We start from the raw sequence: 12,188 nt of genomic DNA, 5'->3' as shown, positions 1-12,188 counted from the left end.
ACAGCGACCAGGCCTACCCGGTCGCTGTCGCGGCGAAGACAAAGGTCGGCATTGACATCTCAGCCAGAATCCGAAGGTCCTCGCCGTCAACGCGATGTCGGCATCGGACGTGATGATCACGATGGGTCGCATTGGAGCCCGCCCGGCCCTCCTGGGCAAGTCTCACCGCGACTGGGAACTCGGCGCCCCGGCTGTGCGGCCCGAGCCGGCGCCAGATTCGCGCCAAACTCGAAGCCCTGATCGCAGAGCTGGGCCCGTTCCCACTCTTGACTACGACTGCGCCTCCCCTTTCGGGCGCCCCACAGTCACCTTCGAGTGTTCAACTGCAGGCTTTCGTCGACTTCGCTTTTCGCCGCCATCGTGATGACGCAGCACACCCACTCTCGGCGCCGGCTGGGCCGTCGAGGTGCTGCGGGCTCGATCCGCAGCGTCTGAGTCGGCGAGGATGGTGCACACCCCTCATTCCTCGCAGGCCGGACAGTCCCCTCACATTGCCCTGAGTGGCCAAGGCCGCACCGGGCTTCCGCGCGTGTCAGCGGACGCCGAACCGTAGGTGGGGATATGTAATCAACTGTCCGGCAATTGAATTACTGAACCGATGAGCAGAGCAACGGGGAATCTGCGCAATGCGACAGCGGACCGCCGAAACAACCCTCCCGGGCGAGATGCTGGCCATCACCTACGGTCCGGCGGCGGTGTGATGTCGCTGGCGCAGCGGAATCCGATGTTCATCGAGAACGAGTCCGGCGTGTTCGACGATCTGGCGGCGACGCGGTATCTGTTGCAATAGGTGTGATGACAGAGAAACGAACCGCCTCGGATGACTCTGGAGCGACCAGTTGAAGGACCTTGTGGATTGTCACGGGGCGACTGCGCATACCAGGTTGGGTCGAACCAGTCACTGCACCATTCCCACACGTTCCCTGCGGTGTTCCATAGGCCGAACTTGTTTGGGCGAAAGGACTTTACGGGTGCGGTGGTGAGGAAACCATCTTCTCCTGTATTGAGGTCAGGGAACCGGCCCTGCCAGATGTTGCACATCCACCGGTCGTCCGGGGTGAGTTGGTTCCCCCAGGCGTAGCGACTGCTCGGGAGTCCTCCGCGTGCTGCGTACTCCCATTCGGCTTCAGTGGGCAGTCGTTTGCCGGCCCACGTGGCGTAAGCCTGTGCGTCATACCAGGACACGTGCACCACTGGATGGTTCTGCAGGTTCGTGATGCTGGAATCACGGCCAGCGGGTTGGCGCCAGTGTGCACCGCGGACCGCTATCCACCACGGGGTTCCGTCTATCCGGTGGAGGATGTCCTTGTGCTCGGCCTGGACTGCGAGGTGGAAGACGGCCGATGCCCCGACCTGTTCTGCTTCGGTGACATATCCCGTTTCTTTGACGAACGTCGCAAACGCGGCGTTGGTTACCGCTGTTGGGTCGATCCGAAAAGAACTCAGTCGAACTCGGTGAACGGGCGTCTCCCCGTCTGCTGGGTACCCTTCATCGAAGGCATCCCCCATGTCAAACTCTGCTGCTGGAAGCACCAGCCCCATTTGACTCTTGCTGGGATGCAAGCGTCGTTGCACGACTGGCGAATGACGCGCTCTCTGGCGCCTGTTGTCGGTCGTCTCGGTTGCAGCGCAGCAGGATAGCGGCTTGCCTGTAGTCATTGTTGCCTCCAAGTCGTGGGGACGGGGATGAGCTGTTGCTAGTGCACAAGCGCAAGTAGGGAACACGTTCCAGCGGCCGCAACGGAGAAGCTCGTTGCGGCGAGGACACGAGCCGATGGAGGTCGAGGGTCCCCCGGATTCAGACGACAGCGATTGCGGCGGTGAGCGAGCCCCGAAGACAAAACACCGACGCAGCCGAACACGAGGACGGCCGAGGTAAACGATAGGATGCCTTTGTCGTGTGACCAGTCCCGTATGTAGATCAGTGTGACGCACACGGCAGTGAGGGTCGTCCGCCGCCATGCCAGGGTAGTTCGCTCGGACTGCAGCCCGGGGTCGCGACCAAGTTTGGTACTCACAGGAGCATGACGACCACGGCGGCAGTGACGGCAAGGACGCACACACCCGTAACAGCGATTCGAACCATGACTGGGCCGGGCAGGGGTTCGTCGCGGCGCATCGCTGCCTGGATCTGACGCCAGCGGCGGAACGCACCGATAGAGGTCGCGACGGCCATGCCGATGCACGCTCCTCCGAGGATCTTATGCGCGGCCGCCCCCGAGTCGAACGTGAGCAGTTGTCCGACAGCGACGCCACCGGCAAGCAGGGCCAGAGCCGTTCGGATCCACGCGAGGAATGTGCGTTCGTTTGCAAGGGTGAAGCGGTAATCCGGTTCCTCGTCGTACACAGCTGGATTTCCGGCGTGGGAGTCGTTCATTGTCGACCGGCCGCCTCGGCGTGGGTCGGCGCGGGGCCCGTCGAGCCGCGTACTACCAGTTGAGCAGGGAGTACGTGCTTCTCGTTGCCGAGGGTTCGAGTGTCGTCGAGGGCGCGCAGGATGTGATTGACGCCGGCCCGCCCGAGCGCTTCCATCGGTCCGACTCGGGCCGTCAGGGCGGGAGTGAAGAACTCGGCTGCGAACACGTCGTCGAGTGCGACCACGCTGACGTCAGTAGGCACCCGGATCCCGCGGTCCGCCAAACGCCGTAGGACACCGATCCCAAGAAGTCCATTGTGCGTGATCGCCGCTGTTGCGTCTCGCTCGAGGAGAGCATCTGCTGCCACGGAGCCGCCGGTCAAGTAGGGCGGAAAGGGACCCAGGCGGCTGATGGCGACGCCGTGATGGCTGGCGGCTGCGACCAACGACTCCCATCGTTTGCTCGCAACCCATGACGTAGGCGGGCCTGCGAGATACGCCATACGACGATGCCCTAGGGACACCAGATGCCTGACGATTTGCCAGACGCTGTCCCTTTGGTCGGCGATTATGCTGGGCAGGCCGTCGACCTCTCGATTGATCAGCGCAACCGGGTGAGTGGCGGCCACAGACCGGAGATCGTCGTCACCAAGTCGGCTCGCGCCGAGGACGATGCCGTCGACGGATCGACCGAGTCGTTCGATGTGCCGCAACTCCGCCTGCGGAGACTCTTCGGTGTCGCCGAGAACGAGTGTGAATCCGGCGGCCGCTGCTTGCCGCTCCGCGCCACGAATGAGTCCGAAGAAGTGTGGGTTGGTGATGTCGGGGACCAGCAGTGCGATGGTCTCGCTTCGCCCTCGCAGGAGTGTTCGAGCCGCGGGATGCCCCCCGTGGTAGCCGAGTTCACGAGCCACAGTGAGCACATGATCGCGGGTTGCCGCGCTCACGCGTTTCGGGTCCGTGAACGCCCGGGAGACCGTTGAGGCAGCGACGCCCGCGGCCCGAGCGACATCGGTCACCGTCGTCGACCGTGGACGGCGACCGCTGTACGCCGTCGCTTGTATGGGAGGACGCGACTCCTCCGGGGTCAGCTCCGTCATGGATGCCTTCCGTCGTTGTGTAACCCGACCTCACGGTAGCGACGATGACAAATTTTGGCAAAGCATTGCCATCAGTAGTTGCCGCTGCCACTCTCAATCAGACAAGTGAGCAGGCTTGCACTACCCACCATCCGCAAGGAGATTGAAAAGATGGCGATATCCCCAGAGGAAACCGTGCCAGCCACGACTTCCCCTGATGAGCCGGAGCGCACGCCTCGGAAGGCGGCGCTCGCGAGCTTCCTAGGAAGCGTTGTCGAGTACTACGACTTCTTCATCTATGGTTCGGCTGCGGCGCTCGTGTTCCCGACCGTGTTCTTTCCAAGCGGAAGCTCGTCCGCAGCAACGCTAGCGTCGCTTGCGACTTTCGGCGTCGGATATGTCGCCCGCCCGGTAGGTGCCGTAGTGCTGGGCCACCTCGGAGACCGGGTCGGTCGCAAGCGGGTACTGGTGCTTACGCTGCTGATGATGGGGATATCTACGATCCTGATCGGCTGTCTGCCGAGCTATGCATCGATCGGCATAGGTGCTCCGATTGCACTGGTGTTGCTTCGCATCGTGCAGGGGTTGTCCGCCTCCGCGGAGCAGAGTGGCGCGAGCTCGATGACGCTTGAGCATTCACCAGAATCTCGTCGCGCGTTCTATACCAGCTTCACCATGAGTGGCACTCAAGCCGGACAACTACTCGCGACCCTGGTGTTCATACCTGTTGCAATGCTTCCCGACGAGCAGCTCCTCTCGTGGGGATGGCGTCTGCCCTTCCTCGCCAGCGGCATCGTTGTCCTTGTTGCCTTCTGGGTTCGCCGCACCCTCGAGGAGACACCAGTATTCGTCGCCGCCGAGGAAGGTCACGAACTGGCCAAGTTCCCGGTAGTCGAGTTGTTTCGCCACTACACCACGGACGTCCTTCGGGTGATCGGGATCTCGCTGTACGCAACGTCCGGCACCATCATGACGGTCTTCGCACTCAACTACGGAACCGACACGGCGGGGGTAGCCAGATCAACACTCCTGTGGGCGGCGGCGATCGCCAACATCTGCCAGGTGATCTCAATCCCGTTCTGGGCGATACTTGGCGACCGCATTGGGCGGCGACCTGTCCTGATCATCGGCCTGGCCGGGGTCGCGGTGTCGTACTTCGCGTACTTCTCCGCCATCGGCACCCAGTCAGTTCTGCTGATCTTCGCGGCATCGCTCTTCTTCGGCGCGGTCGGGTCCGCGAAGAATGCCGTCGTTGCGGCATTCGCCGCCGAAATGTTCGACAGCCGTGTGAGGTACTCCGGCGTCGCGATCTCCAATCAGCTCGGCTATCTGGTCGCCGGCTTCGCTCCAACGATCTGCGTCGCCCTCCTCGGAGATGGCCATTGGGGCTGGATCCCGGTCGCACTGTTCGGAACCGGGTGTATTGCAATCTCCATTCTGTGCACTCTCAGCGGCAAGGAAACCAGCACCGTGCAGATGGACGACCTCGGTCGCAGGCACTAGCTCGTCGTCCGCGACGTCCAACAACCTGAGGAAAGAACCATGTCTCGACCAAACATTCTCGCCATCATCTCGGACGATCAGGGCTACGGAGACCTCTCTTGTATGGGAGCCCCAGACCTGCGTACCCCCCATATCGACGCACTCGCGGACTCCGGCGTGCTCTTCGACAGCTTCTACTCCAATTCCCCGGTTTGTTCCCCTTCCCGGGCGAGCATGCTCACCGGCCGCTATCCCGGCCGCGCCGGGGTGCGATCCATCATCGACGGGCACCGTTGGGCGCCAGGGCTACCTCAAGGAGCCACTACGCTGCCGGCCGTACTGAAAGATGCGGGCTACCGCACCGAGCTCATCGGTAAGTGGCACCTCGGCGTAGCAGACGGATCCCGCCCCACCGATCACGGGTTCGACAGGTTCTACGGGTTCCTCGGCGGCACAGTCGACTACTTCTCGCACATCAATTACGGGATGAACAACCGTACACTCACCGTCGATGGGCAGGACATCATCGGCACACCCGTTCACGACCTCTGGGAGGACGACCACGAAGTCTGGCACGACGGCCGATACATGACCGAAGTGATCGGCGAGAAGGCCTGCGAACAGATCGACGAGTTCGCCGACAGCTCCGACCCCTTCTACCTGCACGTCGCATTCAATGCTCCACACTTCCCGTTGCACGCCCCGAACAAGTACCGCGAACGGTTTGCGCATCTACCGGCGGAGCGAGGGATCATCGCAGCAATGGTCAGCGCACTCGACGACGCGATCGGCTCGATTCTCGAAAAGCTCGACGAACGTGGCCTACGGGAGAACACCATCGTCTTCTTCATGAGCGACAACGGCCCATCGCGCGAGATCAGAAACTGGCTCGACGGAACCCAGAACGCCTTCTACGGAAGCACCGCCGGGCCGTTGAAGGGCCACAAGTTCAGCTTGTTCGAGGGCGGCGTCCGGGTTCCCGGAATCTTCAGCTGGCCCAGCCACATTCCGTCGGGTCAACGAACATCGACACCCATGACCGGTATGGATGTGATGCCGACGATTCTCGAAGCTGTAGGCATCGACCCCGCCGATCACGACCTCGACGGATCGAGTCACCTCGAACTGCTCACGCGAGCCGAATCGGCCGTACCGATCGAGCGTGATCTGTTCTGGGAACAAGGCGATCAGACGTCAGTACGCCGCGGCGACTGGAAGCTCGTCCTGAACGGGCGGTTGGTGGAGGAAGAAGGACCCGTCGACGAGGTGTTCCTCGCAGATCTCAGCACGGACATCGGTGAATCGAAGAACGTCGCCGAGGAGTATCCCGAGCTGACAGAGTCACTGACCGTCGCCGCGCAGCAGTGGCGGAACGAGATCGAACAGTACTGGAACGACAAGTGGGCCCCGAAACTGGTTGGCACCACATCGTTCGCGCGGCCCGCCTTCCATCGGTAGCCAGTCGAACCGCTCTTGACAACAGGTGAGCTAGAGCCACGACAGCCCGCGGCGTCTCGGAACCACATCGTCGAAGACCACGTAATGACGCCGAGACCGGTTCGCCCGAGTTTGAACGCTAGGGTGCACTGTGTAGTGAACTGGTCCCCGATTGTTGGACTTCTGACGTAGGAGCCTAGGCGACGAGGGTCTGAGCCCGGTCTTGCACCGGCCTCAGACCCTCGAGCTTCGTCGAGATGCGATCGGTGTTGCACCAGTGGATGTACTCCTGGAGCGCAGTTGTCAGCGCATCGGCCAGCAACCGCCGCCAGGACCGATGCTGACACTGGAAACCCTGGTCGGAGTGAACCAGTGGACGGTGTCCGTCACCGACCGTCACGCCGGTCGCTGCACGCAGGGAACGGTTGATCAGCTGCAGCTTGGCGTGTTGAAGCTGGACGAATCGCACTGATCTGCCCCGGCGGCGACGCCTTTGACAAGTTTCCACGGTTTCCTCAGTGTGGAGAAGATCCTTGCGGTGCGTTCGTAATACACTGGGCTCTAACGTGATTCTGACACAGGCCCCTCAACGAGCTCGCCCACCAACCGGTTGACCTCTTCGCGGGTGAGATGCGAGCCGACGGCCGCGTACTGCTCGTACTCCTCGTCGTCCAGGGCGTCGTGGACGACGGCGGCCTCGATCGGCCCGTCCACCGCGTCTATCCACGCCGGCAGGAAACCGGCCTGCGCGCCCAACGCATCGACAGCCCCCAACAGCACCGCACCGTCGGTTGGACGCCCCGCCGCAGCCAACACCGCCGCGGTCGAGTGGATCATGACGAGCCACGACGTCACGTCACCCTCCTCCTGGAGGTCGGCCCGCAGCACCCGCATCGTCGCCAACGCACCTTCGACATCGCCGGCGTCCGCGTCCGCCTTCATCAGCGCCCACGTCGACGACGTCACCGCCCACCGGTGACCGCACCGCTCCGCGACACGAATCGCCTCGCGGAGTTCGACCCGAGCCTCCTCGACCTCGCCCACCGAACGCAGCAGCATCCCGAGCACCATCCGGCCTTCGGCCTCGGACCACCCCGCGTCGTGTTCGGCCGCCAACTGCACTGCATGGCGGGCCAACTCGACCGCCACCTCGGGTCGGCCCTGCATCGCCACGAAATGCGCGCGCCAGGCATCGTCACGCGCCACCTCGCCGGTCTCACCGATCGAGGACCACAACTGTGCGCCGCGCCGCACCGCGTCCTCCGCCGTGGGCGCATCGCCCGTCAGGTAGGTGAGCGATGCGAGCCCGTCCAGCGCCCGCGCCATCACGCGCGGCTCCGGTGGACGCCAGTCCCCCGCCACGAGATCCAGTGCGGTGCGGAGGAACTGCAGTCCCTCCCCGATGTTGCCGACGCGATACCAGTACCAGGCGAGACCGCCCGCCAGCTCCAGCGCATAATGCGCGTCGTCCACCGCGAAGGCCGACTGGAGTGCTGCCCGATGCTCCGCCTGGTCCTGCGCGAGCATGCTCATCGCCTGCCCCGCGCGCGCACTGCGCAGCGCACCCGAGACGGACTCGACGCGGGCCAGGACGAAAGCCCGGTGCGCCGCATGGATCGCAATGGACTCCGCATCGTCGGCCTGCTCACGCGCGAAGCGGCGCACCGTCGCGAGCATCCGGTACCGGGTGGGAGAGCTTCCGGGAACCACCCGCACCAACCAGCGTCGAACCAGGGAGGTCAGCACCCCGGACACCTCCGCGGGGCTGCCCAACATGCACATCGCCGTGGCGCCCTCCAGGTCGAACGCCCCGGCGAACACCGCGACCCGCCGCAGCAGGCGAGCCTCCTCGTCCGACATGAGCCGGTTCGCCCAGTCGATCGTGTCCCGCAGTCGACCGCGAGCACCCGAGGTCCCCGTCGAGTCTCCGTGCTGCAGCTCGTAGCGGTCCACGAGCCCCGCCGCAATCTGGTCCTCTCGCATCCAATGCAACTGCGCTGCAGCAAGTTCGATACCCAGAGGCAGCCCGCCGACCGCTCGGCAGATCGTGTGCACGGCCTCCGTGTTCTTCGGATCCAACTCCCAGCCGGCGGTGATGCCGCACGCTCGCTCGGTGAACAGATCGATCGCGACGTCGTCCACCGACAGCGGCTCGACCTCGTATACGGCCTCCCCGGTCACACCGAGTGGTGCTGTGCCCGTGACGATCACGTGGATCTCCGGGCACCTCGCGACGATCGCGCGTGCGACATCGGCTGCGTAGTCGGCGACGTGCTCGCAGTTGTCGAGGACCAGCACGCACGATCGAACCGCCAGTACCTCCGCCAGGTGCGTCGCCGATCCCACCCCCGGCAGCGACAACAGGGTCGCAATCGTCGACGGGATCAGCGCCCCGTCGGTCACCTTCGTCAGATCCACCACCCACGGCCCGTCCGGCTCGTCGCGCCGTCTGCACACCTCGACAGCGAGTCGGGTCTTGCCGACGCCACTGGTTCCGACCAGCGTGACCATCCGCCGCTCTTCGAGCAACTGCACGACAGCCGAGACGTCCCGTTCGCGATCGACCAGACGGGTCCGCGGCCCAACCAGATTCGAGCCCGCCTTCTGCGGCGGTGGCGACACCCGCGCCGACTCCAGGTACACACTGTCGTTCGTCATGATCGCGGCCTCGATGCGTCGCAGACCTGCGCTGATCTCGGTGCCCAGGCGGTCGTCGATGATGGCGCGGCACCGTCGGATCGCCGCGAGCGCGTGGGGCAGCTGACCCGATCGGCACAAGCCCAGAACCAGCAGCTCCCACGCCCGTTCGTCGAGCGGATGATCCGCCACCAGCGCCTCGGCCTCGACCACCGCCGACGCCGGGGCGTCACCCTCGAGCTGAGCCGTCGCCAACGACATCCGTGCGTGGTACCGCAGCGACGTCAGCCGTGCCACCTCGCCCTCGATGAACACGGTCTCGGTGAACGCCGACGACGGAATCCCCGCGTAGGCGATGCCGCGCCACTCACGGAGGCTGTCCCGGTAGGCATCTGCGGCCGTGTCGGGCGAGTGCGACTGCAGCGCGTCGCCCTGGTGGACAAGGTCGACGAATCGTGCCGAATCCACAGCATCACGGTCCACTGCGAGCTGGTACCGGGTGCCTTCGCGCACCAGGACACTGCCGCCGGGCCCCGGGTGGTCGCCGTCGAGTCGACTCCGCAGCCCGTCGAGCGCCTGTTCGAGAGGATCGGTCTCCCCGCCACCAGGCTGCCCGTTCCGTTCGGCCGCCGCGCGCGTGTGCCGCACCTGTGCGCGCAGGCGTTCGATGTCGACGGAATACGGGAAGGCCACCAGTAGCGCTGCGAGCAGTGCGCGCTGCTGCTGATCGAGCGCGACGGGCTTACCCCCGCGCACGGCCGTGACGGGACCCAGGACCGCGAACTCGATTCCGTTCGCCATCGGCCACTCCCTTCACGCGGTCCGGACGGGCCGTCAGCCCGCGACGTCAACCATGTCGTGCCCCGCGACGTCGGCGACGAGGACCCGCAGGTGGTCGTCGGTCGAGCCGAGGGTGTGTTCGATCGCAGTCAGCCTGGACACGTAGTGCCCCACCACGTACTCGGCGGTCATACCGATGCCGCCGTGCATCTGGATCGCCTCCTGCCCGATGTGTCTGGCGGACCGGCCGATCCGCAGCTTCACCCGCGATGCGATGACCGGATCGATCACGCCGTCGGCGAGAGACATCGTCGCGTACAGGCTCATGCTGCGGGCGAGTTCGAGTGAGACGTACATGTCGGCCGCGCGTTGGGTCAGGGTCTGAAAGCTCGCCAGTGGCACACCGAACTGTTTGCGGGTCCGCAGATACTCGGTGGTGAGCCGCAGAGTCTCCTCCATCGCGCCCACCGCCTCGGCACACAACGCGGCCTGCGCGCGGACCTGCGCCGCGCGGATCGCGACGACGGCATCACCGCCGTCACCCAGCTGCTCGGCGGGGGCGTCCCGGAGCTCGATCTGCGCGGCCCGTAACCCGTCATGCGTCGCGTACCGCCGCCGCGCGACACCGGGCGCGTCCGCATCCACCAGGAACAGACCGACACCACCGCCGGGCAGTGCCGCGGACACGACGACGGTGTCGGCACAGTCCCCGTGCGGAACAGGATTCTTGACTCCGGTCAGGGTCCACGAATCTCCCTGCCGCGCAGCGCTGGTTCCCACCTCGACCGACGGCCACCGAGTGCCGGACTCGGTGTGGGCGAACGCGAGCAGCACGGCGCCGCCGAGGACACTCGGCAGAATCTTCCGCCGCTGCTCCTCGGTCCCGACATCGGCGATCAGCGAACCGGGCACGAGAACCGCGTCGAGCAGCGGTTCCGGAGCGAGCCGTCGGCCCAGTTCGGTCATCACCAGTCCGACCTCGACCGGGCCGGCGTCGGCGCCGCCGTCCTCGTCGGCGAACCCGAGCCCGAGCAGCCCGGTCTCGGCGAGCCTGCGCCACACGTCCTCGCTCCAACCGCGCGGCGTCTCCTTGACCGCCGCGAGTGTCTCGGGGTCGTAGCTGCGGCCGAGTAGTTCCCGCGTCGTGTCGCGGAGCAGTTTCTGTTCGTCGTCGAGTTCGAAGTCCATGCCACGCCTCACAATCCGAGGATCGACGACGCGATGATGGTGCGCTGCACCTCGCTCGACCCGCTGTAAATCGACACCTTGCGGTAGTTCAGGTACGCGGGTGCGGCGCGCTGCGCCCACAGCGGACTCTCGATGTCGGCACCGGCGTCGAACGGCAACGAGTCCGGCCCGGCGACGTCGACGAGGAGTTCGGTTGCGGCCTGCTGCAATTCGGAACCCCGCAGCTTCAGCAACGACGATGCCGGGTCCGGCTTGCCGTGCGCCGAACTCGCGACCACTCGCAGCTGCGTGAGTTCGAGCGCGAGCAGTTCGTTCTCGAGTTCCGCGACACGGGCCGCGAACAGCGGGTCGTCGAGGAGCGTGCCCGCGCCGAGCGGAGTGCGCGCTGCATGCTCCTTCGCGCGCGCCAGCTTGATCTTGGTGCGACCGACGCCGGTGACACCGGTGCGCTCGTTGCCGAGCAGGAACTTCGCGTAGCTCCAGCCGGCGTTCTCCTCACCCACCAGGTTCTCGGCCGGCACGCGGACGTCGTCGAAGAACACCTCGTTGACCTCGTAGCTGCCGTCGATGAGGCGGATCGGTCGAACCGTCACGCCCGGGGACGCCAGGTCCACCAGGATGAACGAGATGCCCGCCTGCTTCTTCGGCGCATCCGGGTCGGTGCGCACGAGACAGAAGATCCAGTCGGCGTACTGCGCCAGCGTGGTCCAGGTCTTCTGCCCGTTGACCACGTAACTGTCGCCGTCGCGGACTGCGCGGGTCTGCAACGACGCCAGGTCCGACCCCGAACCCGGCTCCGAGAAGCCCTGGCACCACCAGATGTCGAGGTTGGCGGTGGCCGGCAGGAACCGCGCCTTCTGCTCGTCCGAGCCGAACGCAGCGATCACGGGCCCGACCATGTTGGCGTTGAACGCCAGTGGCTCCGGAACCGCCGCCAACTGCATCTCGTCGAGCCAGATGTGCCGCTGCACCGCACTCCAGTCCCGGCCACCCCACCGGACGGGCCAGTGCGGTACCGCGAGTCCGGCAGCGTTCAGGATGCGTTGCGTCGTGACGACGTCGTCTCGGCCGAGTGTCGCGCCCGACGCCACCCGTTCACGAATACCCGCGGGAACTTCACTCCGGAAGAATGCCCGCATCTCGTCGCGAAACGCGCGCTCTTCCGGGGTCAGCGCCAGATTCATCGATGGTTACCTCCGCACGCACGGATCCGGACCGGTCCTCGTTGC

At 65.3% G+C, this 12,188-nt stretch carries 11 protein-coding genes; 3 read left to right on the top strand and 8 right to left on the bottom strand.

All coding sequences use genetic code 11. The annotated features are described in order from the left end of the window. Nucleotides 1–675: 675 nt before the first annotated feature. The 4 genes from AC1RIF_RS25650 to AC1RIF_RS25635 all read right to left on the bottom strand — a co-directional run bounded on the left by AC1RIF_RS25650 (nt 676) and on the right by AC1RIF_RS25635 (nt 3,456). A complete protein-coding gene (locus tag AC1RIF_RS25650) occupies nt 676–1,542 on the bottom strand; it encodes a formylglycine-generating enzyme family protein (protein WP_492604200.1) in 867 nt (288 codons plus the stop codon). A gap of 155 nt (nt 1,543–1,697) precedes the next feature. Then, nucleotides 1,698–2,018, bottom strand: coding sequence for a DUF202 domain-containing protein (locus AC1RIF_RS25645; protein ID WP_492604199.1), 321 nt, complete (start codon nt 2,016–2,018; stop codon nt 1,698–1,700). Next, nucleotides 2,015–2,377: a YidH family protein gene (locus AC1RIF_RS25640; RefSeq protein WP_492604198.1), complete on the bottom strand. Its 363-nt coding sequence runs from the start codon at nt 2,375–2,377 to the stop codon at nt 2,015–2,017. Before AC1RIF_RS25640 ends, AC1RIF_RS25645 begins: the two co-directional genes overlap by 4 nt. After that, nucleotides 2,374–3,456 (bottom strand): LacI family DNA-binding transcriptional regulator, encoded by a 1,083-nt coding sequence (locus AC1RIF_RS25635; RefSeq protein ID WP_492604197.1) that lies wholly within the window; start codon nt 3,454–3,456, stop codon nt 2,374–2,376. The genes AC1RIF_RS25640 and AC1RIF_RS25635 overlap by 4 nt, the downstream gene beginning before the upstream one ends. Before the next feature lie 150 nt (nt 3,457–3,606). On the opposite strand from AC1RIF_RS25635, the gene AC1RIF_RS25630 reads away from it, so the two are divergent. Together AC1RIF_RS25630 and AC1RIF_RS25625 are read left to right on the top strand one after the other, a co-directional pair. Further along, nucleotides 3,607–4,938, top strand: coding sequence for an MFS transporter (locus AC1RIF_RS25630; RefSeq protein WP_492604276.1), 1,332 nt, complete (start codon nt 3,607–3,609; stop codon nt 4,936–4,938). A gap of 39 nt (nt 4,939–4,977) precedes the next feature. Beyond that, entirely contained in the window at nt 4,978–6,375 is a 1,398-nt protein-coding gene (locus tag AC1RIF_RS25625) for a sulfatase-like hydrolase/transferase (RefSeq protein ID WP_492604196.1), read from the top strand. 175 nt (nt 6,376–6,550) lie between these two features. Here AC1RIF_RS25625 and AC1RIF_RS25620 read toward each other — a convergent pair whose 3' ends face one another. After that, the gene (locus AC1RIF_RS25620) at nt 6,551–6,676 is read right to left on the bottom strand and encodes an IS3 family transposase (RefSeq protein ID WP_492604275.1); all 126 of its coding nucleotides are present in this window, start codon (nt 6,674–6,676) and stop codon (nt 6,551–6,553) included. Between AC1RIF_RS25620 and AC1RIF_RS25615 the strand changes: the two genes are divergently transcribed. Next, nucleotides 6,632–6,826, top strand: coding sequence for a hypothetical protein (locus AC1RIF_RS25615; protein WP_492604281.1), 195 nt, complete (start codon nt 6,632–6,634; stop codon nt 6,824–6,826). The genes AC1RIF_RS25620 and AC1RIF_RS25615 overlap by 45 nt on opposite strands. Before the next feature lie 89 nt (nt 6,827–6,915). On the opposite strand, the gene AC1RIF_RS25610 is transcribed toward AC1RIF_RS25615, so the two are convergent. The 3 genes from AC1RIF_RS25610 to AC1RIF_RS25600 are packed head-to-tail and all read right to left on the bottom strand — an operon-like array spanning nt 6,916 to nt 12,143. After that, nucleotides 6,916–9,792 carry an ATP-binding protein gene (locus AC1RIF_RS25610; protein ID WP_492604195.1) on the bottom strand — a complete coding sequence of 959 codons (2,877 nt, stop codon included), beginning with the start codon at nt 9,790–9,792 and terminating at the stop codon, nt 6,916–6,918. A 33-nt stretch (nt 9,793–9,825) separates the two neighbouring features. Then, on the bottom strand, nt 9,826–10,959 hold the full coding sequence (locus tag AC1RIF_RS25605) for an acyl-CoA dehydrogenase family protein (RefSeq protein ID WP_492604194.1): 1,134 nt from the start codon (nt 10,957–10,959) through the stop codon (nt 9,826–9,828). Between the two features lie 8 nt (nt 10,960–10,967). Then, nucleotides 10,968–12,143 (bottom strand): acyl-CoA dehydrogenase family protein, encoded by a 1,176-nt coding sequence (locus AC1RIF_RS25600; RefSeq protein WP_492604193.1) that lies wholly within the window; start codon nt 12,141–12,143, stop codon nt 10,968–10,970. Nucleotides 12,144–12,188 lie beyond the last annotated feature (45 nt).

The organism is Prescottella sp. GW823-FHT02E09, from assembly GCF_058797375.1.
Note: the sequence above shows the minus strand (reverse complement) of the source record. Positions and strands in the feature narration are given on the sequence as shown.